At 35.4% G+C, this 24,292-nt stretch carries 21 protein-coding genes and 3 tRNA genes; 17 read left to right on the top strand and 7 right to left on the bottom strand.

From position 1 onward, the window contains the following. Window positions 1-212 precede the first annotated feature (212 nt). Entirely contained in the window at window positions 213-971 is a 759-nt protein-coding gene (locus tag ACLV7Q_RS10240; RefSeq protein ID WP_218757898.1) for a ParB/RepB/Spo0J family partition protein, read from the bottom strand. A gap of 57 nt (window positions 972-1,028) precedes the next feature. After that, window positions 1,029-2,210 carry a S1C family serine protease gene (locus ACLV7Q_RS10235; protein WP_176139267.1) on the bottom strand — a complete coding sequence of 394 codons (1,182 nt, stop codon included), beginning with the start codon at window positions 2,208-2,210 and terminating at the stop codon, window positions 1,029-1,031. Window positions 2,211-2,393: 183 nt separating this feature from the next. On the opposite strand from ACLV7Q_RS10235, the gene rlmH reads away from it, so the two are divergent. From rlmH to ACLV7Q_RS10200, 7 genes are all read left to right on the top strand, one after another. Continuing rightward, entirely contained in the window at window positions 2,394-2,873 is a 480-nt protein-coding gene (rlmH, locus tag ACLV7Q_RS10230) for a 23S rRNA (pseudouridine(1915)-N(3))-methyltransferase RlmH (protein ID WP_084367488.1), read from the top strand. A gap of 43 nt (window positions 2,874-2,916) precedes the next feature. Beyond that, window positions 2,917-2,990 (top strand) — tRNA-Arg (locus ACLV7Q_RS10225). 165 nt (window positions 2,991-3,155) lie between these two features. After that, the gene (gene comC / locus ACLV7Q_RS10220; protein ID WP_218757899.1) at window positions 3,156-3,281 is read left to right on the top strand and encodes a competence-stimulating peptide ComC; all 126 of its coding nucleotides are present in this window, start codon (window positions 3,156-3,158) and stop codon (window positions 3,279-3,281) included. 20 nt (window positions 3,282-3,301) lie between these two features. Further along, complete coding sequence (comD, locus tag ACLV7Q_RS10215; protein ID WP_218757900.1) at window positions 3,302-4,627, top strand: GHKL domain-containing protein; 1,326 nt, start codon at window positions 3,302-3,304, stop codon at window positions 4,625-4,627. Next, window positions 4,624-5,376, top strand: a complete 753-nt coding sequence (gene comE / locus ACLV7Q_RS10210; protein WP_000866065.1) for a competence system response regulator transcription factor ComE — start codon at window positions 4,624-4,626, stop codon at window positions 5,374-5,376. Before comD ends, comE begins: the two co-directional genes overlap by 4 nt. Before the next feature lie 51 nt (window positions 5,377-5,427). Further along, a tRNA-Glu gene (locus tag ACLV7Q_RS10205) sits at window positions 5,428-5,499 on the top strand. Window positions 5,500-5,504: 5 nt separating this feature from the next. Then, a tRNA-Asn gene (locus tag ACLV7Q_RS10200) sits at window positions 5,505-5,578 on the top strand. Between the two features lie 40 nt (window positions 5,579-5,618). Here ACLV7Q_RS10200 and ACLV7Q_RS10195 read toward each other — a convergent pair. Next, entirely contained in the window at window positions 5,619-6,161 is a 543-nt protein-coding gene (locus ACLV7Q_RS10195) for a TetR/AcrR family transcriptional regulator (RefSeq protein ID WP_057488235.1), read from the bottom strand. A gap of 128 nt (window positions 6,162-6,289) precedes the next feature. Here ACLV7Q_RS10195 and ACLV7Q_RS10190 point away from each other — a divergent pair, with 128 nt between their 5' ends. Next, window positions 6,290-8,932 (top strand): YhgE/Pip family protein, encoded by a 2,643-nt coding sequence (locus ACLV7Q_RS10190; protein ID WP_218757901.1) that lies wholly within the window; start codon window positions 6,290-6,292, stop codon window positions 8,930-8,932. Between the two features lie 132 nt (window positions 8,933-9,064). On the opposite strand, the gene ACLV7Q_RS10185 is transcribed toward ACLV7Q_RS10190, so the two are convergent. Next, a complete protein-coding gene (locus tag ACLV7Q_RS10185; RefSeq protein ID WP_218757902.1) occupies window positions 9,065-11,608 on the bottom strand; it encodes a YfhO family protein in 2,544 nt (847 codons plus the stop codon). A 61-nt stretch (window positions 11,609-11,669) separates the two neighbouring features. Beyond that, window positions 11,670-13,292, bottom strand: a complete 1,623-nt coding sequence (locus tag ACLV7Q_RS10180; RefSeq protein WP_000958774.1) for an ATP-binding cassette domain-containing protein — start codon at window positions 13,290-13,292, stop codon at window positions 11,670-11,672. Window positions 13,293-13,497: 205 nt separating this feature from the next. On the opposite strand from ACLV7Q_RS10180, the gene trpS reads away from it, so the two are divergent. Beyond that, a complete protein-coding gene (trpS, locus tag ACLV7Q_RS10175; protein ID WP_000165458.1) occupies window positions 13,498-14,523 on the top strand; it encodes a tryptophan--tRNA ligase in 1,026 nt (341 codons plus the stop codon). Between the two features lie 151 nt (window positions 14,524-14,674). Continuing rightward, window positions 14,675-16,153, top strand: a complete 1,479-nt coding sequence (gene guaB / locus ACLV7Q_RS10170; RefSeq protein ID WP_218757903.1) for an IMP dehydrogenase — start codon at window positions 14,675-14,677, stop codon at window positions 16,151-16,153. A 51-nt stretch (window positions 16,154-16,204) separates the two neighbouring features. On the opposite strand, the gene recF is transcribed toward guaB, so the two are convergent. Continuing rightward, window positions 16,205-17,302, bottom strand: a complete 1,098-nt coding sequence (recF, locus tag ACLV7Q_RS10165; RefSeq protein WP_218757904.1) for a DNA replication/repair protein RecF — start codon at window positions 17,300-17,302, stop codon at window positions 16,205-16,207. Window positions 17,303-17,304: 2 nt separating this feature from the next. Next, window positions 17,305-17,673, bottom strand: coding sequence for a S4 domain-containing protein YaaA (gene yaaA / locus ACLV7Q_RS10160; RefSeq protein ID WP_218757905.1), 369 nt, complete (start codon window positions 17,671-17,673; stop codon window positions 17,305-17,307). Window positions 17,674-17,831: 158 nt separating this feature from the next. On the opposite strand from yaaA, the gene yfmF reads away from it, so the two are divergent. From yfmF to ACLV7Q_RS10125, 7 genes are read left to right on the top strand one after another with little or no spacing between them, the layout of a single operon-like run. Beyond that, complete coding sequence (gene yfmF, locus ACLV7Q_RS10155; RefSeq protein WP_218757906.1) at window positions 17,832-19,082, top strand: EF-P 5-aminopentanol modification-associated protein YfmF; 1,251 nt, start codon at window positions 17,832-17,834, stop codon at window positions 19,080-19,082. Beyond that, entirely contained in the window at window positions 19,079-20,362 is a 1,284-nt protein-coding gene (yfmH, locus tag ACLV7Q_RS10150) for an EF-P 5-aminopentanol modification-associated protein YfmH (RefSeq protein WP_218757907.1), read from the top strand. The genes yfmF and yfmH overlap by 4 nt, the downstream gene beginning before the upstream one ends. A gap of 41 nt (window positions 20,363-20,403) precedes the next feature. Beyond that, window positions 20,404-21,246, top strand: a complete 843-nt coding sequence (gene rodZ / locus ACLV7Q_RS10145) for a cytoskeleton protein RodZ (protein WP_218757908.1) — start codon at window positions 20,404-20,406, stop codon at window positions 21,244-21,246. A 10-nt stretch (window positions 21,247-21,256) separates the two neighbouring features. Continuing rightward, window positions 21,257-21,802 (top strand): CDP-diacylglycerol--glycerol-3-phosphate 3-phosphatidyltransferase, encoded by a 546-nt coding sequence (gene pgsA / locus ACLV7Q_RS10140; RefSeq protein ID WP_218757909.1) that lies wholly within the window; start codon window positions 21,257-21,259, stop codon window positions 21,800-21,802. After that, on the top strand, window positions 21,799-22,626 hold the full coding sequence (locus ACLV7Q_RS10135) for an energy-coupling factor ABC transporter ATP-binding protein (RefSeq protein ID WP_218757910.1): 828 nt from the start codon (window positions 21,799-21,801) through the stop codon (window positions 22,624-22,626). Before pgsA ends, ACLV7Q_RS10135 begins: the two co-directional genes overlap by 4 nt. Further along, the gene (locus ACLV7Q_RS10130; RefSeq protein ID WP_218757911.1) at window positions 22,611-23,450 is read left to right on the top strand and encodes an energy-coupling factor transporter ATPase; all 840 of its coding nucleotides are present in this window, start codon (window positions 22,611-22,613) and stop codon (window positions 23,448-23,450) included. Before ACLV7Q_RS10135 ends, ACLV7Q_RS10130 begins: the two co-directional genes overlap by 16 nt. Further along, on the top strand, window positions 23,443-24,237 hold the full coding sequence (locus ACLV7Q_RS10125) for an energy-coupling factor transporter transmembrane component T family protein (protein WP_218757912.1): 795 nt from the start codon (window positions 23,443-23,445) through the stop codon (window positions 24,235-24,237). The genes ACLV7Q_RS10130 and ACLV7Q_RS10125 overlap by 8 nt, the downstream gene beginning before the upstream one ends. Window positions 24,238-24,292: the final 55 nt, after the last annotated feature.

Raw genomic sequence — 24,292 nt, 5'->3', positions numbered from 1 at the left:
TCCTTTCTCCTCCTTTACTATTTAAAAGTTTAATACTAGAGATATTTTACCATAGATAGCAAGAATTTTCCACAAGCTGTGAAAAATAATCCACAATGTTATCAAGTTTTATCCACAGGTTGGGGATAAAGTCAGAAACTATTGATTTAGTAAGCTTTTTATCGAAAAAAATAGTGGATAACCTTGTGAGATAAAAAAATAAAAGAACAGCCTTATTTCAGGCTGTTGATAATTCTACTGTATTCTTCTTGATTTGAAAAAGAAATAATGATTTTTCCACTGTCTTTTTTAGACAATTTGATTTCTACATCTAATCCGAGTAGTTTTTTTAACTGCTCTTCTTCATTTTGTATGAAATGATCAGTTTTTTGCTGTTTCTTTTGTTTTTTCTCTGTCAGAAGAGCTTCTAACTTTCTTACAGAAATGTCTTCTTCTATAATTCGTTGAAAGAAATAGTCTTGTTGTTCCTTATTCAACCCAACTAGAGAACGTGCATGGGCTTGTGATAGTTTGCCACTTTCTACTTCTGATAGGATAGCATATGGCAAGGAAAGCAAACGAATGGAGTTGCTGATATAAGGACGAGACTTGCCCATTTTATTTGCAATTTCAGCATGGGTAAATCCTTTCTCTACGAGAGATTCATAGGCGCGTGCTTCTTCTATTGGATTTAAATTTTCTCTTTGTAAATTTTCAATGATGGACTGGACCATCATTTCTTGGTCTGAAAGTTGTTTAACAACAGCGGGGATAGATGTTAGACCAGCTAAAAGTGAAGCCAGATAGCGTCTCTCTCCTGCAAGGATTTCATAACCAATTACAGGAGATTGACGAACAATAATCGGTTGAATGATACCATTTTCTTTGATAGACTGTGCTAGTTCATCTAGTTTTTCTCTATCAAATTCTTTTCGAGGTTGATAGGGATTTTTTTGTATATCCGTGATAGAAATCATTTCAAATTTTTCCATGATTCTACACTAACACATCTTTTCTCTTATGTAAAGTTTTCTTTACATAGATGTCAATTAAGATTCTAAATCACCTGAACTCTTGTCAAGTTTAATAGATGTAGTTTCTTCTTTACCGTTACGATAGTAAGTGATCTTAATGGTGTCTCCGATAGAATGATTGTAAAGAGCACTTTGTAAGTCTGTTGATGAAGTAATGTCTTTGTCATCTACTTTTGTAATAACATCGTATTTTTCAAGGTGACCATTTGCAGGCATATTACTTTGCACAGAACGAACAACTACACCAGATGTTACACTGCTTGGAATATTAAGTCTTCTGATGTCGCTTGTACTTATATTAGATAAATTAACCATCTGGATTCCCAAAGCTGGGCGTGTCACTTTTCCGTTCTTTTCTAACTGTTCAATAATATTGATAGCATCATTTGCAGGAATTGCGAAACCAAGGCCTTCTACAGATGTTCCTCCATTTGTGGCAATTTTACTTGAGGTAATTCCGATAACCTGTCCTTGAATATTGATTAGTGGGCCACCAGAGTTACCTGGGTTAATAGCAGTATCAGTTTGGATGGCTTTTGTAGAAATGGCTTGTCCATCTTCAGATTTTAAAGATACATTTCGATTAAGACTAGATACGATACCTTGAGTGACAGTATTTGCATATTCAGAACCCAATGGGCTACCAATAGCAATAGCAGTTTCTCCTACGGTTAACTTGCTAGAATCACCAAACTCAGCTACTGTTGTCACTTTTTCTGAAGAGATTTTGACGACAGCAATATCAGAGAAAGTATCCGCTCCGACGATTTCTCCAGGTACTTTAGTCCCATCTGACAATCGAATATCTACTTTGCTGGCGCCATTTATAACGTGATTATTGGTGACGATGTAAGCTTCTTTATCATTCTTTTTATAAATAACTCCCGATCCTTCACTAGAGATTTGCTGAGAATCTGTATCAGTCTCATCATTGCCAAATACGCTATTTTGTCTGTTTGCTGAATAAGTAATAACAGAAACAACAGCATCTTTTACTTTATTAACAGCCTGTGTTGTTGAATTTTCGTTCTTATAGGCAGTTTGTGTGATAGTGCTATTATTGTTGGAGTTGCTTATACTACTTTTTTGAGTTAGTTGAGCTATTGAAAAACTACCCAAGGCTCCACTAAAAAAGCTAATGACGATAACGACTAATAATTGAAACCCTTTTTTGTAAAATGTTTTTAAATGTTTCATATTTGCCTCCATATTTTTGAATTACTGAAAGTATAAACTGACTAGCTTAATTATAACTTAAACACAAAAGTTTTACACAAACTGTGGATAACTCTTTTAAAACTGTGATTTTCTCAATTGAAATCTATTTTTTTATTTTGTGAATAAGATGTGAAAAAATAGAGAATATGTTAGAATAGAGTCATGAAAATTAAAGTTGTAACAGTTGGGAAACTGAAAGAAAAGTATTTAAAAGATGGTATTGCAGAGTATTTAAAACGAATTTCTAGATTTGCTAAGCTTGAAATGATTGAGCTAGCAGATGAAAAAACACCAGATAAGGCCAGTGAATCAGAAAATCAAAAGATTTTAGAAATAGAAGGTCAAAGAATTTTATCAAAAGTTGGCGACCGTGATTTTGTTATTGCGTTAGCTATTGAAGGGAAAACTTTCTCCTCAGAAGAATTTAGTAAGCAGTTAGAAGAAGCTTCTATAAAAGGATTTTCTACTCTTACCTTTATTATTGGAGGGAGTCTGGGGTTAGCACAGGATGTAAAAAAGAGAGCCAATCTTTCTGTTAGTTTTGGCCGTCTAACTTTACCACATCAGTTAATGAGACTAGTTCTTGTTGAACAAATCTATCGCGCTTTTACGATTCAGCAGGGATCACCCTATCATAAATAGAAAATTGACTTTTAATTGAATTTTTGGTAGAATAGATGTGTTAGGTCTCATAGCTCAGCTGGATAGAGCATTCGCCTTCTAAGCGAACGGTCGCAGGTTCGAATCCTGCTGGGATCAATATAGTAGCAAAGCTGGGAATTTTCCCGGCTTTTTTCTTAAAAAAGTACACTTGGGGAGAAAAAAATGACAGTTGAGAGAATTTTATCTAAAATGAAATTTCATTTTGTATAATGGTTTTTGTAAGTTAGCTTACAAGAAAAAAACATTTTAGGAGATTTTATTATGAAAAACACAGTTAAATTGGAACAGTTTGTAGCCTTGAAGGAAAAAGACTTGCAAAAGATTAAAGGTGGGGAAAGTAGACTGTCAAGATTACTCCGTGATTTTATTTTCCAAATAAAACAGTAATGAAATAAGGAGAAAGAGTAATGAATTTGCTTGGATTTGGGACAGTTATTGTTTATTTTTTAATTATTAGTTACAGTTACCATTTAATTTGTAAAGGTCAAGTAAATAGAAGAGAACTATACGTTTTTGGTGCTTATACATTACTAACAGCAATAGCACTTGATTTTCCCTTATATCTTCTAAATTTAGATGGGTTAGGGATTGCAACATTTTTATTTCCTTTGGGCTTATATTCCTATTTTCGATGGATTAAACAGTATGAGAGGGATAGAGGATTATTCCTAAGTTTACTACTAGCACTTTTATATGAGAGCACTCATAACTTTCTGTCCGTAACTTTCTCTTCTATAACAGGAGATAATTTTGTTTTACAATATCATGACCCATTCTTTTTCGTTGTAACGGTATTGACTTATGTTGTTATCTTAAAAATCATTCATTATTTCCATCTAGAACTAGCCTATTTTGATAAGGACTACCTTTATCCTTTCTTGAAAAAAGTATTGTTTGCTTTACTACTGCTCCATACTGCATCTTTCGTTTCAGATATGGTAAGTACGGTTAAACATTTGAATAGTTTTGGAAGTATTTTGTCATCTATTGTCTTTATTTCTCTCCTTTTGACCTTCTTTGCAATGAATTCGCATAAAGAACAAATGGAGAAAGAGATTGCTTTGAAGCAGAAGAAATTTGAACAGAAACATTTACAAAACTATACAGACGAAATTGTCGGACTGTATAATGAAATCCGTGGTTTTCGACATGACTATGCTGGAATGCTTGTCAGTATGCAGATGGCAATTGACAGTGGTGATTTACAGGAAATTGACAGAGTTTACAATGAAGTTTTGGTCAAAGCCAATCATAAACTGCGTTCAGATAAGTACACTTACTTTGATTTGAACAACATAGAAGATTCAGCTTTACGAAGTTTGGTTGCTCAGTCCATTGTCTATGCTCGAAATAATGGTGTAGAGTTTACACTGGAAGTAAAAGATACGATTACCAAGCTCCCAATCGAACTATTGGATTTGGTTCGTATCATGAGTGTTTTATTGAACAATGCTGTTGAAGGTTCAGCTGATAGCTATAAAAAGCAGATGGAAGTAGCAGTTATTAAGATGGAAACTGAAACAGTTATTGTGATTCAGAATTCATGTAAAATGACGATGACTCCTTCAGGAGATCTATTTGCCTTAGGATTCTCTACTAAGGGAAGAAATCGCGGAGTCGGATTAAATAATGTAAAAGAACTACTAAATAAGTACAACAATATTATTTTAGAAACAGAGATGGAAGGCAGTACATTTAGACAAATTATTAGATTTAAGAGGGAATTTGAATGAAAGTTTTAATTTTAGAAGATGTTATTGAACATCAAGTGAGACTAGAAAGAATATTGGATGAAATTTCGAAAGAATCGAATATTCCAATATCATACAAGACAACGGGAAAAGTCCGTGAATTTGAAGAATACATTGAGAACGATGAAGTAAATCAGCTTTATTTCCTAGATATCGATATTCATGGGATTGAGAAAAAGGGATTTGAAGTGGCTCAACTCATTCGTCATTACAATCCTTACGCTATTATCGTCTTTATCACTAGTCGATCAGAGTTTGCGACTCTGACCTATAAATACCAGGTATCAGCCCTAGATTTTGTTGATAAGGATATCAATGATGAGATGTTTAAGAAGAGAATTGAGCAAAATATCTTCTACACGAAGAGTATGTTACTTGAAAATGAAGATGTTGTAGACTATTTTGACTACAATTACAAGGGAAATGATTTAAAAATCCCTTACCATGATATTTTGTATATTGAAACGACAGGAGTCTCTCATAAATTGCGCATTATTGGTAAGAATTTTGCCAAAGAGTTTTACGGTACCATGACAGATATTCAGGAAAAGGACAAACATACTCAGCGATTTTATTCTCCTCATAAGTCATTTTTGGTAAATATAGGCAATATCAGAGAGATTGATCGAAAAAACTTAGAAATTGTTTTCTATGAAGACCATCGTTGTCCTATTTCAAGATTAAAAATTAGAAAATTAAAAGATATTTTAGAGAAAAAATCTCAAAAGTGATTGACAATTAGCAAGAAATTGATATAATGGTTATATCTGCTACAGATAGAAGGTCCGTTGGTCAAGGGGTTAAGACACCGCCTTTTCACGGCGGTAACACGGGTTCGAATCCCGTACGGACTATTTTATCCGCCATAGCTCAGTTGGTAGTAGCGCATGACTGTTAATCATGATGTCGTAGGTTCGAGTCCTACTGGCGGAGTATAGATAAAAGGGAACACATCTGTGTTCCTCTTTTTATATCAATTTGCATCACCAAGCATCTTCATAAGGAAGTCTGTTATTTCTTGAGGACTTTCTTTTTTTCCATGTGCAATCCAAGTTTGACAGACACCAAAAAGTGCATGAGTTAGATAGATGCTACTATATTCTAATTCAGTGGTGTTTAGATTTAGTTGAATAAATCGCTTTTGTAAATCTGTACTGAGCATGATATGAAGTTTATTTCGTAAGAAATTTTGGATTTCTTTAGTCCCATTTTCAGAAAGAAGGGCAGCCAGAAGTGGTTCTGACTCCAGATATTCAAATACTTCTAAAATAGCTTCTCTTTTGTGATGAGTATGTTTTTGAAAAATATATTCAAATGTATGGAATAGTTTGCTTTGATAGTGCTCGATCATATCATACTTATCCTTATAGTGAGTATAGAAGCTGGAACGACTAATTCCGGCTTTTTCTGCTAGCTTGACAGTAGAAATTTGATCAAATGGCTGTTCCATCAGTAATTGTACCATAGCATTTTCAATAGTTCGCTTTGTTTTTAAGCGTTTGTTACTTTCTTGCATATTTCCTCCTTGTAAACAAATTAGACTATCTGTCTAAAAAATGGATTTTTTATCTTGTAATTTAGATTTTTTAATGTATAATCTATTATATCAAAATTTTAGACAATATGTTTAAAAAAGGAGAATCTATGTTTAAAGAATGGAAAGCAATTTTTAAAAAACCAACCTTTATTATTGTCATGATCGGGATTTCTTTTATTCCAGCTCTGTACAATATCATATTTTTGTCATCAATGTGGGATCCATATGGTCAATTGTCTGACTTACCTGTGGCAGTTGTCAATAATGATAAAGAGGCTTCCTATAATGGTAATACTATGGCACTAGGAAAAGACATGGTGTCCAATTTAAAAGAAAATAAAACCTTGGATTTTCATTTTGTAGATGAAGAAGAAGGAAAGAAGGGATTGGAAGATGGCGATTACTATATGGTAGTGACTTTACCCAGTGATTTATCTGAAAAAGCATCTTCTATTTTAACGAATCATCCAGAGCAAATGCAAATCGATTATCAGACTTCAAGTGGTCATAGCTTTATTGCAAGCAAGATGAGTGATTCTGCAATGACACAATTAAAGCAGAATGTTTCTACAAATGTAACTGAGACCTATACTAAAGCCTTATTTAACAAAATAATCGATTTAAAGGATGGGATGAGTCAAGCAGCTTCTGGTAGTGAAAAATTAACTGATGGAGCGAATCAGTTAGCGACAGGAAGTCAAACATTAACTACTAACCTACACTCTTTAGCAGATTCAAGTTTAACATTTTCAAATGGAACGGAGCAGTTTACTAAAGGATTATCCTCTTATGTCTCTGGTGTTGAACAACTTCATCTTGGCTTAGGGAATTTTAATAGTGGTTTAGTTACATATACTAGTGCAGTGAGTCAATTAGATAGCGGATTAGGTCAATTATCTTCTAAAAGTCCTGAATTAGTGAGAGGAATCAATCAGTTATATACTGGTGTAGAATCCTATACTGGCGGTGTTTCTCAGCTCAATGCTGGTCTTACTCAATTTTCATCTGGTGTTAGTGCCTATACAAACGGAGTGGGAAATCTTGCAACAGGTGCTAATCAGTTATCCAATCAATCAGCTACACTTCGAATGGGGCTGGAGCAATTAAGTGAAGGAATTCAACAACTTTCTAGCAAGTTAGATGCTTCGTCTGATCAAAAAGATCAAATTGCTCAATTATCTTCCGGTCTAAATCAGTTAAGTCAAGCTATTCAAAATATTGATGTTGGAGATACAAAACAATTAGATTCTGTTTTATCAAGTATAGCATCTCTTTCTAATCAAATGTTAGCAAGTGCTCAGTCTGATAAAGCAACTACATTAGCCAATATTCAATCGACAGCAGCTTATCAATCATTGACAAGTGAGCAACAAGCTGAGATAAGCGCTTCTGTATCTCAAAATTCAACTGATAGTATTCAATCGGCTCAGTCAATTGTAGCTTTAGTTAAAGGTTTACAGGGAAGTTTAGAAAACTTACAAAATCAATCATCTAATCTTTCGATTTTAAAAAATCAAGCTAATCAAGTATTACCGCTTGCTTCTACTTCTTTGACAGGATTGTCAAGTGGATTAACAGAAATACAGGGAGCAGTGACGAGGAAATTAGTTCCTGCTAGTCAGTCGATTGCACTAGGTGTAAACGCATATATTGCAGGTGTTGATAAATTTTCTCAAGGCGCAAGTCAACTAAGTGAAAAAAATGCCACCTTGACAGGTAGTTTGGATCAACTAGTTTCAGGCTCAAACACCTTGACACAAAAATCTTCTAGCTTGACAGCAGGAGTTGGTCAATTAGTTGAAAAAACTCCAGAATTAGTGTCTGGTATTGAAAAATTATCAACTGGCTCTAACCAATTGAATCAAAAGAGTCAAGAATTGATAGCAGGAGTTGATAAATTGCAGTCAGGCTCTAGCCAACTAGCTGACAAATCCAGTCAGTTAATTTCAGGTGCTTCTCAATTAGAGAATGGAGCTAATAAATTGGCAGATGGAGCTGGGAAACTAGCAGAAGGTGGAACAAAGTTAACTTCTGGAGTGGAAGATTTACAGACAGGAGTTGCTTCTTTAGGAAAAGGACTAAGTAATGCTAGTGATCAACTCAAATCAGCATCAACAGAATCTAAAAATGCAGAGATTTTGTCAAATCCACTCAATCTTTCAAAAACAGACAATGATCAAGTTCCTGTAAATGGAATTGCAATGGCTCCTTATATGATATCAGTTGCTCTTTTTGTTGCAGCAATATCAACGAATATGATCTTTGCGAAGTTGCCTTCAGGACGTCATCCAGAGAGCCGTTGGGCTTGGTTGAAATCTCGAGCTGAAATAAATGGTATTATAGCTGTTTTAGCAGGAATTTTGGTATATGGAGGAGTTCATATTATTGGTTTAACTGCTAATCATGAAATGAGAACATTTATTCTCATTATCCTAACAAGTTTAGTATTCATGTCCATGGTGACTGCTTTAACAACATGGAATAGCCGTATAGGAGCTTTCTTCTCTCTTATTTTGCTTTTATTACAGCTAGCATCAAGTGCCGGTACTTATCCAATTGCCTTGACAAATGATTTCTTTAGAGCCATTAATCCTTGGTTACCAATGAGTTATTCGGTTTCTGGATTACGACAAACAATTTCTATGACAGGAAATATTTATCATCAAGTCGTTTTCCTTGCCGTGATACTAGCTCTATTTATTGGTTTAGGTATGCTAGCCTATCAACCTAAGAAAATGGAGGAAGATTAAAAGAGGCTGGGCAAAAAGTCTTTAAAATCATAAAAACGCATAATATCAGGTGTTGAAAACCTTGATACTATGCGTTTTATTGTGGGAAGATTTACTTCATTTTCCTGAAATTGAGTTTTTGCCTAGCCTCTTTTATGTCTTAGAAGACTTTCGTTTGTGATTATAGATTCCAAATAGTAAAAGAGAAGTAAAGGAACAGATTGCTCCAGTAATAAAACCATTGGGAATGAAGGAAAGTGTAATAGTTCCTTTTCCCTTTGGAATGTCAACTTTCATAAAGCCAGTTTGAGCTTGTTTAATTTCTATTTTCTTACCATCTTGGTAGGCAGACCAACCTTTGTCATAAGGAATAGTGAAGAAAATAGATGTATCTTGTTGGACATCATATGTAGCAAAAACCTTGTTTTTAGAAGTTGATACTGTTACAGGTTGTTCTTTAATTTTTTGAATTGCCTTGGTGAAAGTTTGGGTATCTAAACGATAGAAGGTAGGAGATTCAAATGATACTTGTGAATTTCCAGGGAAACTAACATGAATATTGAAAGTTTTTGTCTCTTTTGTATAACCTAGATTAAAGAAGGAGAAGGCATTATCAGTTGTAAAAGTTTTCTTTTCTCCATTTACAAGGATGTCAACCTTCTTTTGTTTATCATTAGAAAAGTGAAGATTTGTGAAAGAAAGATAAACTTGGCTGTTTTCTGGTACTTCAATTTGATACTGGATTGCTGCATCCTCATTTGAAGAACTTGTAACACTAATCAAATCATCAGTATTTTCAGTTTTTTCATAAGGTATTGGAGAAAAATAATCAAAATTGACGTTGGCAAGTTGATTTAAAAACGAGGCTTGATTATCCAAAGTGTGTTCATTGAACTTGACATCATTGTAAACAGACTGACTAGCAAAGGCAATCGGAAGAGAGAATTGATTTTCATATAGGGTAAGATTATCTTTTTGATAGATATCTTTAAAACCATACTTATCAATAGGACTGTCTGAGATATTATACTGGATACCAAATAAACTATCAGCCAAAATACTATTATTTGCATAGCGGAGATTGAGATTAGTCCCAGAGGATTTAAACCCAAGTTTATCCAAAGTAGAGCTTGCTGAACGATTTCGAACAGATGAAAATTGAGAGATTCCATTGTAGTTGAATTTCATACTGTCATTTCCTGTCTGAGTCTCTAGTTTCTCAGTACGAGTAAATTGATTTCCAATATATGTTGAGAAAGATTCCATAGCTGGGATATCTCGATTATATGAACTTCGAGAAGCAAATCCCCATTCCTTAGCAATTCCGTCCATTTGAGATGAAGCATTTAAACTTATTTCAACCATCATAAATAAAGAGATTAGAATGGCAAATAGATTTACAGAGATAAACTTTTTGATAACTGCAAGGAGTAAAAGAGAATAGACAACCAAAAATTCAAGAGTCAGTAGAATATTCAAATCTGTTAAAAAAGAATAATGTAATTTTAGATAGATGGTAGTTAAAAATCCTGTTACTATAAGAAAAAGCGAAACTAAAAAATTCCAGATTTTAATTTCTTTCAGACGATTTAAGACTTCCGCTGCTGTGTAAATTAACAAGGTAGAGAAAATCCAAGAATAGCGATGTAAAAACATATTTGGAGTATGCATACCTTGCCAAAATAAATCAAGAGCTTCTATATAAAAGCTGGCAATTAGAAATGCAAAGAAGATTGCATAGATAAGTTTCACGTGAAACTTAATAGATTTCATCGTAAAAAATAAAATGGTCAAAATAAAGGGGAGTAGTCCGACAAAAATCATTGGAATAGCCCCATACTTGGTTGTATCAAAGGAACCGATGAATTGCTTAGCAAAGAGATCAAGATACCAGCTACTTTCAGTTTGAAACTTTGTAACTTCAGTCAATTTTTCCCCATGTGTCTGTAAATCAAATAGAGTGGGAAGAGTCATAATTAAACTAGCCATACCAGCTAAAAAGGAGGTGACAACAAAATCAAGAAAAGATGATTTGCGGGTTTTAAAGTCCCAAGAAATTTGACAGAGATACCAGAAAATAAGAAACAATGCTGTCATATAGCCAAAATAATAGTTTTGGACAAATAAGATTGACAGACTTGTAAAGTACAATAGGAATTTCTTTTCAGTGATAAGTAGCTGTAAACCAGTTATAATTAAAGGAATCAAGATAAAAACATCTAGCCAGGTTTTTATCTCTAACTGACTAACGGTAAAGCTCATCAGAGCATAGGAAGTAGATAAAGCTAGTTTTAAAGGATTAGGAATCGATTGAAATAATTTATTTAAACTAAAGTAAGTTGACAGTCCAATCAATCCAAATTTTAAGAGAGTTGTCATATAGACAGCATCTGGCATATTCGTTAGATCAAAAAAGTAAACTAGTGGTGAAAAGAAACTACCTAAGTAATAACTAGATAGGGCATAGAAATTTAATCCAAGGCCACTTGTAAAGGTGTAAAACAGACTACCATTTCCATGTAGGATATTTCGTAAAGCTACATCAAAAATAACGTATTGATGAAAGCCATCTCCTAATAGAGGAGATGTATCGCTATTCCAGTAGATACCTTGAGATAGATATACTCCTATCATAATGATTACGGGAATGATGAAAGAAACAAAATAGATCCAATATGTTTTAAAAAATAATTTCATGTTACCTCATAAAATGTTAGAAAACTCAGCTGGTTAACCCAACTGAGTTTTGAAGTTTTATTTAGTCTTTCCAAAGTTCTTTAACTTTTGCTTGTACTTCTGCATTTTCTAGGAATTCATCGTAGGTTTCATCGATACGATCGATGACGCCATTTTTAGACAAGACAATGATATGGTTAGCCAAAGTTTGAATAAACTCGTGGTCATGGCTGGCAAAGATGATTGATTCTTTAAAGTTTTTCAATCCATCGTTCAAGCTTGAGATAGATTCCAAGTCCAAGTGATTGGTTGGATCATCGAGGACAAGGACATTTGATTTTAAGAGCATGAGTTTTGAAAGCATGACACGAACTTTTTCTCCCCCTGACAAGACGTTGACAGGTTTGTTAACCTCATCTCCAGAGAAGAGCATACGGCCGAGGAAGCCACGTAGGAAAGTATTGTCATCTTCTTCTTTACTTGCGAATTGACGCAACCAATCAAGGATTGACTCTCCCCCTGCGAAATCAGCTGAGTTATCTTTTGGCAAGTAAGAACGGCTAGTAGTAACTCCCCACTTGACAGTTCCTTCATAGTCAATGTCTCCCATGATTGCACGAATTAATGCAGTCGTTTGGATGTCATTCTGTCCAATAAGCGCTGTCTTATCACCTGGACGCAAGATAAAGCTGATATTATCTAAAATAGTCTCACCATCAATCTTTACAGTTAGATTTTCTACTGTCAAGAGATCATTACCAATCTCACGTTCCGCTTTAAAGTTGATAAATGGATATTTACGACTAGATGGTACAATTTCTTCAAGTTCAATCTTATCAAGCATTTTCTTACGTGATGTTGCTTGTCTTGATTTAGAAGCATTAGCAGAGAAACGAGCAACGAACTCTTGCAATTGTTTAATTTTTTCTTCTGCTTTGGCATTACGGTCTGCTAGCAATTTAGCAGCGAGTTCAGAAGATTCCTTCCAGAAGTCATAGTTTCCGACATAGAGTTTGATTTTTCCAAAGTCAAGGTCGGCCATGTGAGTACATACTTTGTTTAAGAAGTGACGGTCGTGGGATACTACGATAACGGTGTTATCAAAGTCAATCAAGAAGTCTTCTAACCAAGTAATAGATTGGATGTCTAAACCGTTGGTGGGCTCGTCCAAGAGAAGAACATCTGGTTTACCAAAAAGTGCTTTGGCGAGGAGAACCTTTACTTTTTCACCGTTGGCCAATTCGCTCATATTTTGATAGTGCAATTCTTCTGGGATATTTAGGTTTTGAAGGAGTTGAGAGGCTTCACTTTCTGCTTCCCAGCCCCCAAGCTCGGCAAACTCTCCTTCGAGTTCGGCAGCACGCACTCCATCTTCGTCTGAGAAATCTTCCTTCATGTAGATGGCATCTTTCTCTTTCATGATGCTATAAAGTTTTTCATTTCCCATGATAACGACATCAATGGCACGTTCGTCTTCATAGTCAAAGTGATTTTGACGAAGAACAGAGAGACGTTCATCTGGACCAAGAGAGATGTGACCAGTAGTAGGTTCGATATCACCCGCTAAAATTTTTAAAAAGGTTGATTTTCCGGCACCATTAGCACCGATTAATCCGTAAGTATTTCCTTCTGTAAATTTGATATTGACATCATCAAAAAGTTTGCGATCACTAAAACGTAGTGAAACATCAGATACTGTAAGCAATGTTTTTCTCCTATATGTGTAATATATTTATTCTACTAGAAAATACGGAAATATTCAAATTTTTATCTGTCAATTTTGTGTAAATTACATTTACAGCATCCTTTACATAAATCTGTAAATAGCAAGACTGATTTATTTTGATAAATTACGGTTATTTCATTAAAAAAATGCTATAATTAAAGTGACTATGTCGAAGGAGAATAAAATGACTAAACCCATTATTTTAACAGGAGACCGTCCAACAGGAAAATTGCATATTGGACATTATGTTGGAAGTCTCAAAAATCGAGTATTATTACAGGAAGAGGATAAGTACGATATGTTTGTGTTCTTGGCTGACCAACAAGCCTTGACAGATCATGCCAAAGATCCTCAAACCATTGTAGAGTCTATCGGAAATGTGGCTTTGGATTATCTTGCAGTTGGATTGGATCCGAGTAAATCAACTATCTTTATTCAAAGTCAAATTCCAGAATTAGCTGAACTATCTATGTACTATATGAATCTAGTTTCATTAGCACGTTTGGAGCGCAATCCAACTGTCAAGACAGAGATTGCCCAGAAAGGCTTTGGAGAAAGTATTCCGACAGGATTCTTGGTCTATCCAATAGCTCAAGCAGCTGACATCACAGCTTTCAAGGCCAATTATGTTCCTGTTGGGACAGATCAGAAACCAATGATTGAGCAAACTCGTGAAATTGTTCGTTCTTTTAATAATGCATATAATTGTGATGTCTTGGTAGAGCCGGAAGGTATTTATCCAGAAAATGAGAGAGCAGGGCGTTTGCCTGGTTTAGATGGAAATGCTAAAATGTCTAAATCACTCAATAATGGTATTTATTTAGCTGATGATGCGGATACTTTGCGTAAAAAAGTAATGAGTATGTATACAGATCCAGATCATATTCGGGTGGAAGATCCAGGTAAGATTGAGGGAAATATGGTTTTCCATTATCTAGATGTTTTTGGTCGCCCAGAAGATGCTCAAGAAATTGCTGAAATGAAAGAACATTATCAACGAGGTGGTCTTGGTGATGTGAAGACCAAGCGTTATCTACTTGAAATATTAGAACGTGAACTTGGTCCTATTCGTGAGCGCCGTATCGAATTTGCTAAGGATATGGGAGAAGTTTATAATATGCTTCAAAAAGGTAGTGAAAGAGCGCGTGAAGTTGCGGGTCAAACCCTATCTGAGGTTAAAGGGGCAATGGGACTTCATTACTTTAACTAAGTTTATTTTATAAGAAACTATCATTTCTATCTTAAAGAAAAGATAGTTTTTTATTTACCCCTGTAACATTTGACAAATTTTTATAGAATGGTATGATAGATACAATATAAAAAGAGTCAAGCTCAAAAAGAAAGAAAAGAGGAAACTTCGAATGTCTAATTGGGACACTAAATTTTTGAAAAAAGGTTTTACCTTTGATGATGTATTGCTTATTCCAGCTGAAAGTCATGTGTTGCCTAACGATGCAGATTTAACAACTAAATTGGCAGATAATTTGACTTTAAATATCCCAATTATTACCGCTGCCATGGACACAGTTACAGAGAGTCAAATGGCTATTGCTATTGCTCGTGCAGGCGGTCTCGGAGTTATCCATAAAAACATGTCAATTGCTCAACAAGCAGACGAGGTTCGCAAGGTAAAACGTTCTGAAAATGGAGTTATTATTGATCCCTTCTTCTTGACGCCTGAACATACAATTGCTGAAGCAGATGAGCTTATGGGTCGTTACCGTATCAGTGGTGTTCCAGTTGTTGAAACACTTGAAAATCGTAAATTGGTTGGTATTTTGACAAACCGAGATCTTCGTTTTATTTCAGACTATAACCAACCAATCTCAAACCATATGACAAGTGAAAATCTTGTTACTGCTCCTGTGGGTACAGATCTTGCAATAGCTGAGAGTATTCTTCAAGAACACCGTATTGAAAAGCTTCCTTTGGTCGATGAAGAAGGCCGTCTTTCTGGTTTGATTACTATCAAAGATATTGAAAAAGTTATTGAGTTTCCAAATGCTGCTAAAGATGAGTTTGGTCGTCTTCTAGTTGCAGGTGCAGTAGGTGTTACTTCAGATACATTTGAACGTGCAGAGGCTCTTTTTGAGGCAGGAGCGGATGCGATTGTTATTGATACTGCGCATGGTCATTCTGCAGGTGTCTTGCGTAAAATTGCTGAGATTCGTGCTCACTTTCCAGATCGTACTTTGATTGCTGGAAATATTGCTACTGCTGAGGGAGCGCGTGCCCTTTATGAAGCGGGTGTAGACGTTGTCAAGGTTGGTATTGGCCCAGGTTCTATCTGTACTACTCGTGTGATTGCTGGTGTTGGTGTTCCGCAAGTAACAGCTATCTACGATGCTGCAGCTGTTGCGCGTGAATATGATAAAACGATCATTGCTGACGGTGGAATCAAGTATTCTGGAGATATTGTAAAAGCACTTGCGGCTGGTGGAAATGCTGTTATGCTTGGATCAATGTTTGCTGGAACTGATGAAGCTCCAGGTGAAACTGAAATCTTCCAAGGACGTAAGTTCAAGACTTACCGTGGTATGGGATCAATTGCTGCTATGAAAAAAGGCTCAAGCGATCGTTATTTCCAAGGTTCTGTCAATGAAGCAAACAAACTTGTTCCAGAAGGAATTGAAGGTCGTGTTGCTTATAAAGGTGCGGCAGCTGATATTGTCTTCCAAATGATTGGAGGCGTTCGCTCTGGTATGGGTTACTGTGGTGCAGCTAACCTTAAAGAACTACATGATAATGCTCAATTTATTGAAATGTCTGGTGCTGGTTTGAAAGAAAGCCACCCTCACGATGTACAAATTACTAATGAGGCACCAAATTATTCTATGTAAAAAAACAATGAAAAGAACTCCAGTAAAAACAGGAGTTCTTTTACAATGTTGTCAATTTTCATTTACAGAAACTTTACCATCCTGAATAGTGAAGATGCTTAGATTTTCTGGCAGATTTTGAAGATGATCTAAGCTTGTTGTTGTGATAAAGGTTTGGATTGAATGAGAAATCGTTTCTAATAATTTTAGTTGTCTAGTATTGTCAAGTTCGCTCATAACATCGTCAAGCAGTAATATTGGAGATTCTGTAGTAATGTTTTCCATTAATTCGATTTCTGCTAATTTTATCGAGAGGACGAGACTACGATGTTGACCTTGACTCCCGAAACTAGCATCCATCCTATTTATATAAAAAGAAATGTCATCTCGATGAGGACCGACACCAGTATTCTTTTTAAATAAATCTCTGGATCTACTTTTTTCTAAAGCAATTTTGAAAGATTCGGATAAGTCTTCTTTGTCAGTTAGCTTGACAGAAGATTGATAGGATATTGACAACTCTTCAATCTGATTAGAGAGTTCAAAATGTTTCTTACGCCCAAATGATTCTAGTTTTTTTATGAAATCTAAGCGGTGATTCATTACACGACATCCATAATCAACTAGCTGATCATCTAAGACTGAAAGGAAGGTTTCATCTATTTTTTGAGCTGATTTTAGGTAAGTGTTTCTTTGCTTTAGGATGTGGTTATAATTGGTTAAGTCAGATAAATAGATTGGCTTGATTTGTCCAAGTTCCATATCAATGAATTTTCGTCGAACCGAAGGTGCTCCTTTAATTAGTTGTAAATCTTCAGGAGCAAATAAGACAACATTCATGTGTCCTACATAATCTGAAAGTCGTGCCTGTTTTAAGTGATTAACTTTTGTCACACGCCCTTTTTGTGTTAGTTCAATTTCGAGAGGAATAGATCCCGTTTTTTTCTGAACAAGACCTGAAAGATGAAGTTGTTCCTCATCAAAATGAATGAGATTTTTATCTGTTCGAGTTCGATGACTACGCGTTAAGGCTAAAAAATAGATAGCCTCTAACATGTTTGTTTTTCCTTGTGCATTGCGTCCTAAAAAGACATTTAATTTAGGATTAAAGTCTATTTTCGTCTCTTTGTAATTACGAAAAGTCTTGAGAGATAGGTTTTGTAGCCACATGATTATCGACCAGGGAAGCGTGGAGCATGTTTGCTTTTGGGTGATGAAGAAAGTTTCGATTTGTCTTTTTTTACTCCTTTATTTATCTCCTTAACAAGTTTAGCGATTCGTTCTTTTTCAACTTTATCAGCTTGATATTTATCTTGCTCTTCAGAAGTAGGTTGTGTCAACAAGATGTCAATATTCATGTCAGGGATGTCAACTTTATCACCAATACGAAGTTTTTTACCACGACGACTCTCTAATTCCCCATTAAAGTAAACAGAATGTTCAGAGAGAAATGATTTGATAGCTCCTCCGCTATGTGTAATTCCAAGTTCTTTGAGTAGTGCTTGGAGGGTAATAAATTCTTCAAATAGTTTGTATTCCATAATTCACCTCAATCTTTGGTATTATACCATATTTTCCTAAAAATAGTGAGAGAAATAGGGAGAAATGTAAGCGATTTTTATTTCAAAACCGTTACAGAGAACAAGAAAATTTCAGGTTTTCGTGATATAATAGAAGTCTGTATATAAGGAGGTAAATCATGGAGTTAGTGCATGGAATTTCAACACATTTTATCCAATCAAAAAAGTTTAAAACAAATAAAATCACCGTGCGTTTTACCGCTCCATTATCCCTCGATACGATTGCAGGTCGCATGTTGAGTGCGAGTATGCTAGAAACTGCCAACCAGATGTACCCCACTTCTCAAAATTTTAGGAGACACTTGGCCAGTCTATATGGTACAGATATGTCAACCAATTGTTTTAGAAGAGGGCAAAGTCATGTTGTAGAATTGACATTTAATTATGTTCGTGATGAGTTTTTAAGTAAGAAAAATGTGCTAACTTCTCAGGTTTTGGAACTTGTAAAAGAAACTCTTTTTTCACCCGTAGTATTTGATAATAGGTTTGATTCGGCCTTATTTGAAATTGAGAAAAAACAATTGCTAGCAAGTTTAGCAGCTGATATGGATGATTCTTTTTATTTTACACATAAAGAATTGGATAAATTGTTTTTTCATGATGAACGTCTTCAATTGGAATATAGTGATTTACGAAATCGTATTTTAGCTGAAACTCCACAAAGTTCTTATTCTTGTTTCCAAGAATTTTTGGCCAATGATCGAATCGATTTCTTTTTCCTAGGTGATTTTAATGAGGTTGAAATTCAAAATGTATTAGAATCATTTGCCTTTAAAGGTCGAGAAGGAGATGTGAAGGTCCAGTATTGTCAACCTTATTCCAATATCCTTCAGGAAGGTGTGGTTCGGAAAAATGTGGGACAATCCATTTTGGAATTAGGTTATCATTGCCCTTCTGAATATGGTGATGAGCAACATTTACCCATGATTGTAATGAATGGTTTACTTGGTGGATTTGCTCACTCTAAACTATTTACAAATGTCCGTGAAAATGCTGGATTGGCTTACACTATTTCAAGTCAGCTTGATTTGTTTAGTGGATTCTTGAGGATGTATGCTGGTATCGATCGAGAAAATCGAAACCAGACTCGTAAAATGATGAATAATCAACTGCTTGATTTAAAAAAAGGTTATTTTACAGAGCTTGAGCTAGAGCAGACCAAGGAAATGATTCGTCGGTCTTTGTTACTTTCTCAAGATAATCAAGGTTCATTGATTGAACGTGCTTATCAAAATGCCTTACTTGGAAAATCTTCAGCAGACTTTAAAAGTTGGATTACAAAACTCGAGCAAGTTGACAAAGATGCTATTTGTAGAGCAGCTAATAATGTGAAACTACAAGCGATTTACTTTATGGAAGGAATAGAATGACAAAGGTTGTTTTTGAAGAAAAATACTATCCAGCTGTAAAAGAAATGGTTTATCGAACTCGTTTGGCCAACGGATTGACAGTTGCTCTTTTGCCTAAAAAGGAATTTAAAGAGGTTTACGGGAGTGTCACTGTTCAGTTTGGTTCGGTAGATACGCTTGTCACAGAAGTTGACGGAGATGTAAAAGAATATCCTGCAGGAATTGCTCATTTTCTTGAACATAAATTATTTGAGAGAGAAGATGCTAGTGATTTGATGTCTGCTTTTACGAGTCTAGGTGCAGATAGTAATGCCTTTACAAGCTTTACAAAAACAAGTTATCTTTTTTCAGCAACGGATCATTTTTTAGAAAATTTAGATTTACTTGATGAATTGGTAACATCAGCACACTTTACTGAAGCTTCCATTTTGAGAGAGCAGGATATTATCCAGCAAGAACGAGAAATGTACCAAGATGATCCAGATTCGTGTTTATTCTTTTCAACTTTAGCGAATTTGTATCCTGATACACCTTTAGCGACGGATATAGTTGGAAGTGAGGAATCTATTTTCCAAATCAATCTAACTAATTTGCAAGAAAATTTTACAAGGTTTTACAAACCTGTAAATATGTCTCTGTTTTTAGTTGGTAATTTTGATGTGGAGCAAGTACAGGACTATTTTGAAAGAAAAGAACTGGAAGATTTAGATGTTCAGGAAGTAGTAAGAGAAAAATTTGTTTTACAGGCTGTAAAGCAAACAGACAGTATGAGAATGGAAGTATCTTCTCCCAAACTAGCGATTGGAGTTAGAGGTAAGCGAGAAGTTGCTGAGGCCGATTGCTATCGACATCATATTTTATTAAAATTATTGTTTGCAATGATGTTTGGTTGGACTTCTGATCGTTTTCAAAAATTATATGAATCAGGTAAAATTGATGCGTCCTTATCTCTGGAAGTTGAAGTTACAAGTCGCTTTCATTTTGTTATGTTGACAATGGATACGAAAGAGCCAGTTGCTTTATCTTATCAATTTAGGAAGGCCATTCGTAATTTTACAAAGGATTTAGATATTACAGAGGATCATTTAGATATTATCAAAAGAGAGATGTTTGGAGAATTTTTCAGTAGCATGAACTCTCTTGAATTTATTGCAACGCAATATGATGCTTTTGAACATGGTGAGACAATTTTTGATTTACCAAAGATTTTACAGGAAATTACTTTAGAGGATGTCCTTGATGCTGGACATCATTTAATAGATGATGGTGACATAGTTGATTTTACAATATTCCCATCGTAGTAACCTATCATAATAGACACTAGAAAGAAGGGATGACAAGTATGAGAAAAAAAACAATTGGAGAGGTTTTACGATTAGCTAGAATCAATCAGGGATTGAGTTTAGATGAATTGCAGAAAAAGACAGAAATCCAGTTAGATATGTTGGAAGCAATGGAAGCAGACGATTTCGATCAACTTCCAAGTCCTTTTTACACGCGTTCTTTCTTGAGAAAATATGCATGGGCTGTTGAGTTAGATGACCAAATTGTCTTGGACGCTTATGATTCTGGGAGTATGATTACTTATGAGGAAGTAGATGTTGATGAAGATGAGTTGACAGGTCGTAGACGTTCAAGTAAGAAAAAGAAGAAAAAAACATCCTTTTTACCTTTATTTTATTTTATCCTTTTTGCTTTATCGATTTTAATTTTTGTGACCTATTATGTTTGGAACTATATTCAAACTCAACCAGAGGGGCCTTCTCTTTCTAATTACAGTGTGGTTCAATCAACAAGTTCAATAAGTTCAACTAGCTCTGTTCCCCACTCCTCAAGTAGTAGTTCATCTAGCAGTTCTTCTAGTGTAGAATCAGCTATAAGTGTATCAGGCGAAGGAAATCATGTAGAAATCGCTTATAAGACAAGTAAGGAAACAGTTAAATTGCAATTGGCGGTTTCAGATGTTACAAGTTGGGTCAGCGTTTCAGAAAGCGAACTTGAGGGCGGTGTAACCTTATCGCCAGAGAATAAAAGTGCGGAAACAATAGTTGCAACTAAAAGTCCTGTAACCATTACCTTAGGTGTTGTAAAAGGTGTTGCTTTGACAGTAGATAATCAGACTGTTGATTTATCGAAATTAACAGCGCAGACTGGACAAATTACTGTAACCTTTACTAAAAATTAAGGAAAAACGAATGAAAAAAGAACAAATTCCCAATCTCTTAACAATAGGTCGAATTCTCTTTATACCTATTTTTATCTTTATTTTAACGATAGGAAATTCGATAGAAAGTCATATAGTGGCAGCTATTATCTTTGCTATTGCCAGTATTACAGATTATTTAGACGGATATTTAGCTCGTAAATGGAATGTAGTCAGTAATTTTGGTAAATTTGCAGATCCTATGGCGGATAAGTTACTAGTTATGTCGGCTTTTATTATGTTGATTGAGTTAGGTATGGCTCCGGCTTGGATTGTTGCAGTGATCATCTGTCGTGAGTTGGCTGTGACAGGTTTAAGGCTTTTACTGATTGAAACTGGTGGGACAGTTTTAGCAGCAGCAATGCCTGGAAAAATTAAAACTTTCAGTCAGATGTTTGCCATTATTTTCTTGCTATTACATTGGACTTTGCTTGGTCAAGTTCTACTTTATGTAGCCTTATTTTTCACTATCTACTCTGGTTATGATTATTTCAAGGGTAGTGCCTATGTATTTAAAGGGACATTTGGTTCGAAATGAAATCAATAATTGATGTAAAAAATCTTTCTTTTCGTTATAAGGAAAGTCAGGAATACTATGATGTGAAGGATATTACGTTTCACGTGAAACGTGGGGAATGGCTTTCGATTGTAGGGCATAATGGTAGTGGTAAATCAACGACGGTTCGCTTAATTGATGGCTTACTGGAAGCAGAATCTGGAGAGATTGTAATTGATGGCCAACGTTTGACTGAGGAAAATGTTTGGAATATACGTCGTCAAATCGGTATGGTTTTTCAAAATCCAGATAATCAATTTGTTGGAGCGACTGTTGAGGATGATGTTGCCTTTGGTTTGGAAAATCAGGGACTTTCTCGTCAAGAAATGAAAAAGAGAGTGGAGGAAGCTCTGGATTTGGTTGGCATGTTGGAGTTTAAAAAGAGAGAGCCAGCACGTCTATCAGGTGGTCAAAAGCAACGTGTGGCTATTGCAGGTGTTGTAGCCCTAAGACCAGCTATTTTAATCCTAGATGAGGCAACGAGTATGTTGGATCCTGAGGGGCGTAGAGAACTGATTGAGACAGTAAAAGGAATTCGGAAAGACTATGATATGACGGTCATTTCCATTACCCATGATTTGGAAGAAGTTGCCATGAGTGATCGTGTATTGGTCATGAAAAAAGGGGAAATTGAATCAACCAGCAGTCCAAGAGAACTTTTCTCTCGAAATGATTTGGATCAAATTGGATTAGACGATCCTTTTGCTAATCAATTAAAACATTCTTTGAGCCAGAATGGCTATGATTTACCTGAAAATTATTTGACAGAAAGTGAGCTAGAGGATAAGCTATGGGAATTGCTCTAGAAAATGTGAGTTTTACATATCAAGAAGGGACTCCCTTAGCTTCAGCAGCTTTGTCGGATGTTTCTTTGACGATTCAAGATGGTTCTTATACAGCTTTAATTGGGCATACAGGTAGTGGTAAATCAACTATTTTACAATTATTAAATGGTTTATTGGTGCCAAGTCAAGGGAGTGTGCGAGTTTTTGATACCTTAATCACCTCGACTTCTAAAAATAAAGATATTCGTCAAATTAGAAAACAGGTTGGCTTGGTATTTCAGTTTGCTGAAAATCAGATTTTTGAAGAAACGGTTTTGAAAGACGTTGCTTTTGGACCGCAAAATTTTGGAGTTTCTGAAGAAGATGCGGAGAAGATTGCGCGTGAGAAACTGGCTCTGGTTGGAATTGATGAATCACTTTTAAATCGTAGTCCGTTTGAGTTGTCAGGTGGACAAATGAGACGTGTCGCCATTGCAGGCATACTTGCCATGGAGCCATCTATATTAGTCTTAGATGAACCTACAGCAGGCCTAGATCCTTTGGGGAGAAAAGAGTTGATGAACTTGTTCAAAAAACTCCACCAGTCAGGGATGACCATCGTCTTGGTAACGCATTTGATGGATGATGTTGCTGAATATGCGAATCAAGTCTATGTGATGGAAAAGGGACGTTTAGTAAAGGGTGGCAAACCAAGTGATGTCTTTCAAGATGTTGTCTTTATGGAAGAAGTGCAGTTGGGAGTACCTAAAATTACGGCCTTTTGTAAACGATTGGCTGATAGAGGTGTGTCATTTAAACGATTACCGATTAAGATAGAGGAGTTCAAGGAGTCGCTAAATGGATAGTATGATTTTGGGGCGTTATATCCCAGGGGATTCGATTGTTCACCGATTGGATCCACGTAGCAAATTGCTTGCTATGATGTTACTGATTTTAATCGTTTTTTGGGCTAATAATCCCTTGACGAATCTAATTCTTTTTATAGCGACAGGGATATTTATTGCCTTGTCAGGAGTATCTCTTTCATTTTTTATTCAGGGCTTGAAGTCTATGTTTTTCTTGATTGCCTTCACAACTATTTTTCAACTATTTTTCATTTCTAATGGGAATGTTTTATTTGAATTTTCGTTTGTGAGAATCACGGATTATGCTTTGCAACAAGCTGGGATTATTTTTTGTCGCTTTGTATTGATTATTTTCTTTTCAACTTTGTTAACCTTAACAACCATGCCTTTAAGTTTGGCATCAGCTGTCGAAGCTTTGTTAGCGCCTTTAAAGCGTGTGAAAGTTCCAGTTCATGAAATTGGATTGATGCTGTCCATGAGTTTACGTTTTGTCCCAACCTTGATGGATGATACGACGAGGATTATGAATGCACAGAAAGCGCGTGGAGTGGATTTTGGTGAAGGAAGCATTGTTCAAAAAGTAAAGGCGATGATTCCCATTTTGATTCCTCTTTTTGCGACAAGTTTAAAACGTGCGGATTCCTTGGCTATTGCTATGGAAGCGCGTGGTTATCAGGGGGGAAAAGGCAGAAGTCAATATCGACAACTGAAATGGACTCGAAAGGATACGCTGACTATTCTTGTCATTATCGGACTTGGTTGTTGCTTATTTTTCTTAAAATCTTAGTAGCTTTCAGGAATTGATAAAAAAGTTACTGTAACAGTTCTTGATATAAAGGTAG

Origin of the sequence: Streptococcus mitis (genome assembly GCF_965111725.1) — a bacterium.
GTDB classification, from domain to species: Bacteria; Bacillota; Bacilli; order Lactobacillales; family Streptococcaceae; genus Streptococcus; species Streptococcus mitis_DV.
The sequence above is the reverse complement of the archived record's forward strand: the minus strand, read 5'-3'. Positions and strand labels throughout refer to the sequence as shown.

What these genes read in the sequence shown, in the direction of transcription:
- ACLV7Q_RS10235 (WP_176139267.1), bottom strand. Translation starts at nt 2,210, where the DNA reads ATGAAACATTTAAAAACATTTTACAAAAAAGGGTTTCAATTATTAGTC.
- ACLV7Q_RS10125 (WP_218757912.1), top strand. Translation starts at nt 23,443, where the DNA reads ATGGATAGTATGATTTTGGGGCGTTATATCCCAGGGGATTCGATTGTT.
- rodZ (WP_218757908.1), top strand. Translation starts at nt 20,404, where the DNA reads ATGAGAAAAAAAACAATTGGAGAGGTTTTACGATTAGCTAGAATCAAT.
- ACLV7Q_RS10185 (WP_218757902.1), bottom strand. Translation starts at nt 11,608, where the DNA reads ATGAAATTATTTTTTAAAACATATTGGATCTATTTTGTTTCTTTCATC.
- ACLV7Q_RS10190 (WP_218757901.1), top strand. Translation starts at nt 6,290, where the DNA reads ATGTTTAAAGAATGGAAAGCAATTTTTAAAAAACCAACCTTTATTATT.
- yaaA (WP_218757905.1), bottom strand. Translation starts at nt 17,673, where the DNA reads ATGGAATACAAACTATTTGAAGAATTTATTACCCTCCAAGCACTACTC.
- recF (WP_218757904.1), bottom strand. Translation starts at nt 17,302, where the DNA reads ATGTGGCTACAAAACCTATCTCTCAAGACTTTTCGTAATTACAAAGAG.
- yfmF (WP_218757906.1), top strand. Translation starts at nt 17,832, where the DNA reads ATGGAGTTAGTGCATGGAATTTCAACACATTTTATCCAATCAAAAAAG.
- yfmH (WP_218757907.1), top strand. Translation starts at nt 19,079, where the DNA reads ATGACAAAGGTTGTTTTTGAAGAAAAATACTATCCAGCTGTAAAAGAA.
- ACLV7Q_RS10195 (WP_057488235.1), bottom strand. Translation starts at nt 6,161, where the DNA reads ATGCAAGAAAGTAACAAACGCTTAAAAACAAAGCGAACTATTGAAAAT.
- comE (WP_000866065.1), top strand. Translation starts at nt 4,624, where the DNA reads ATGAAAGTTTTAATTTTAGAAGATGTTATTGAACATCAAGTGAGACTA.
- rlmH (WP_084367488.1), top strand. Translation starts at nt 2,394, where the DNA reads ATGAAAATTAAAGTTGTAACAGTTGGGAAACTGAAAGAAAAGTATTTA.
- guaB (WP_218757903.1), top strand. Translation starts at nt 14,675, where the DNA reads ATGTCTAATTGGGACACTAAATTTTTGAAAAAAGGTTTTACCTTTGAT.
- ACLV7Q_RS10240 (WP_218757898.1), bottom strand. Translation starts at nt 971, where the DNA reads ATGGAAAAATTTGAAATGATTTCTATCACGGATATACAAAAAAATCCC.
- trpS (WP_000165458.1), top strand. Translation starts at nt 13,498, where the DNA reads ATGACTAAACCCATTATTTTAACAGGAGACCGTCCAACAGGAAAATTG.
- pgsA (WP_218757909.1), top strand. Translation starts at nt 21,257, where the DNA reads ATGAAAAAAGAACAAATTCCCAATCTCTTAACAATAGGTCGAATTCTC.
- comC (WP_218757899.1), top strand. Translation starts at nt 3,156, where the DNA reads ATGAAAAACACAGTTAAATTGGAACAGTTTGTAGCCTTGAAGGAAAAA.
- ACLV7Q_RS10130 (WP_218757911.1), top strand. Translation starts at nt 22,611, where the DNA reads ATGGGAATTGCTCTAGAAAATGTGAGTTTTACATATCAAGAAGGGACT.
- comD (WP_218757900.1), top strand. Translation starts at nt 3,302, where the DNA reads ATGAATTTGCTTGGATTTGGGACAGTTATTGTTTATTTTTTAATTATT.
- ACLV7Q_RS10135 (WP_218757910.1), top strand. Translation starts at nt 21,799, where the DNA reads ATGAAATCAATAATTGATGTAAAAAATCTTTCTTTTCGTTATAAGGAA.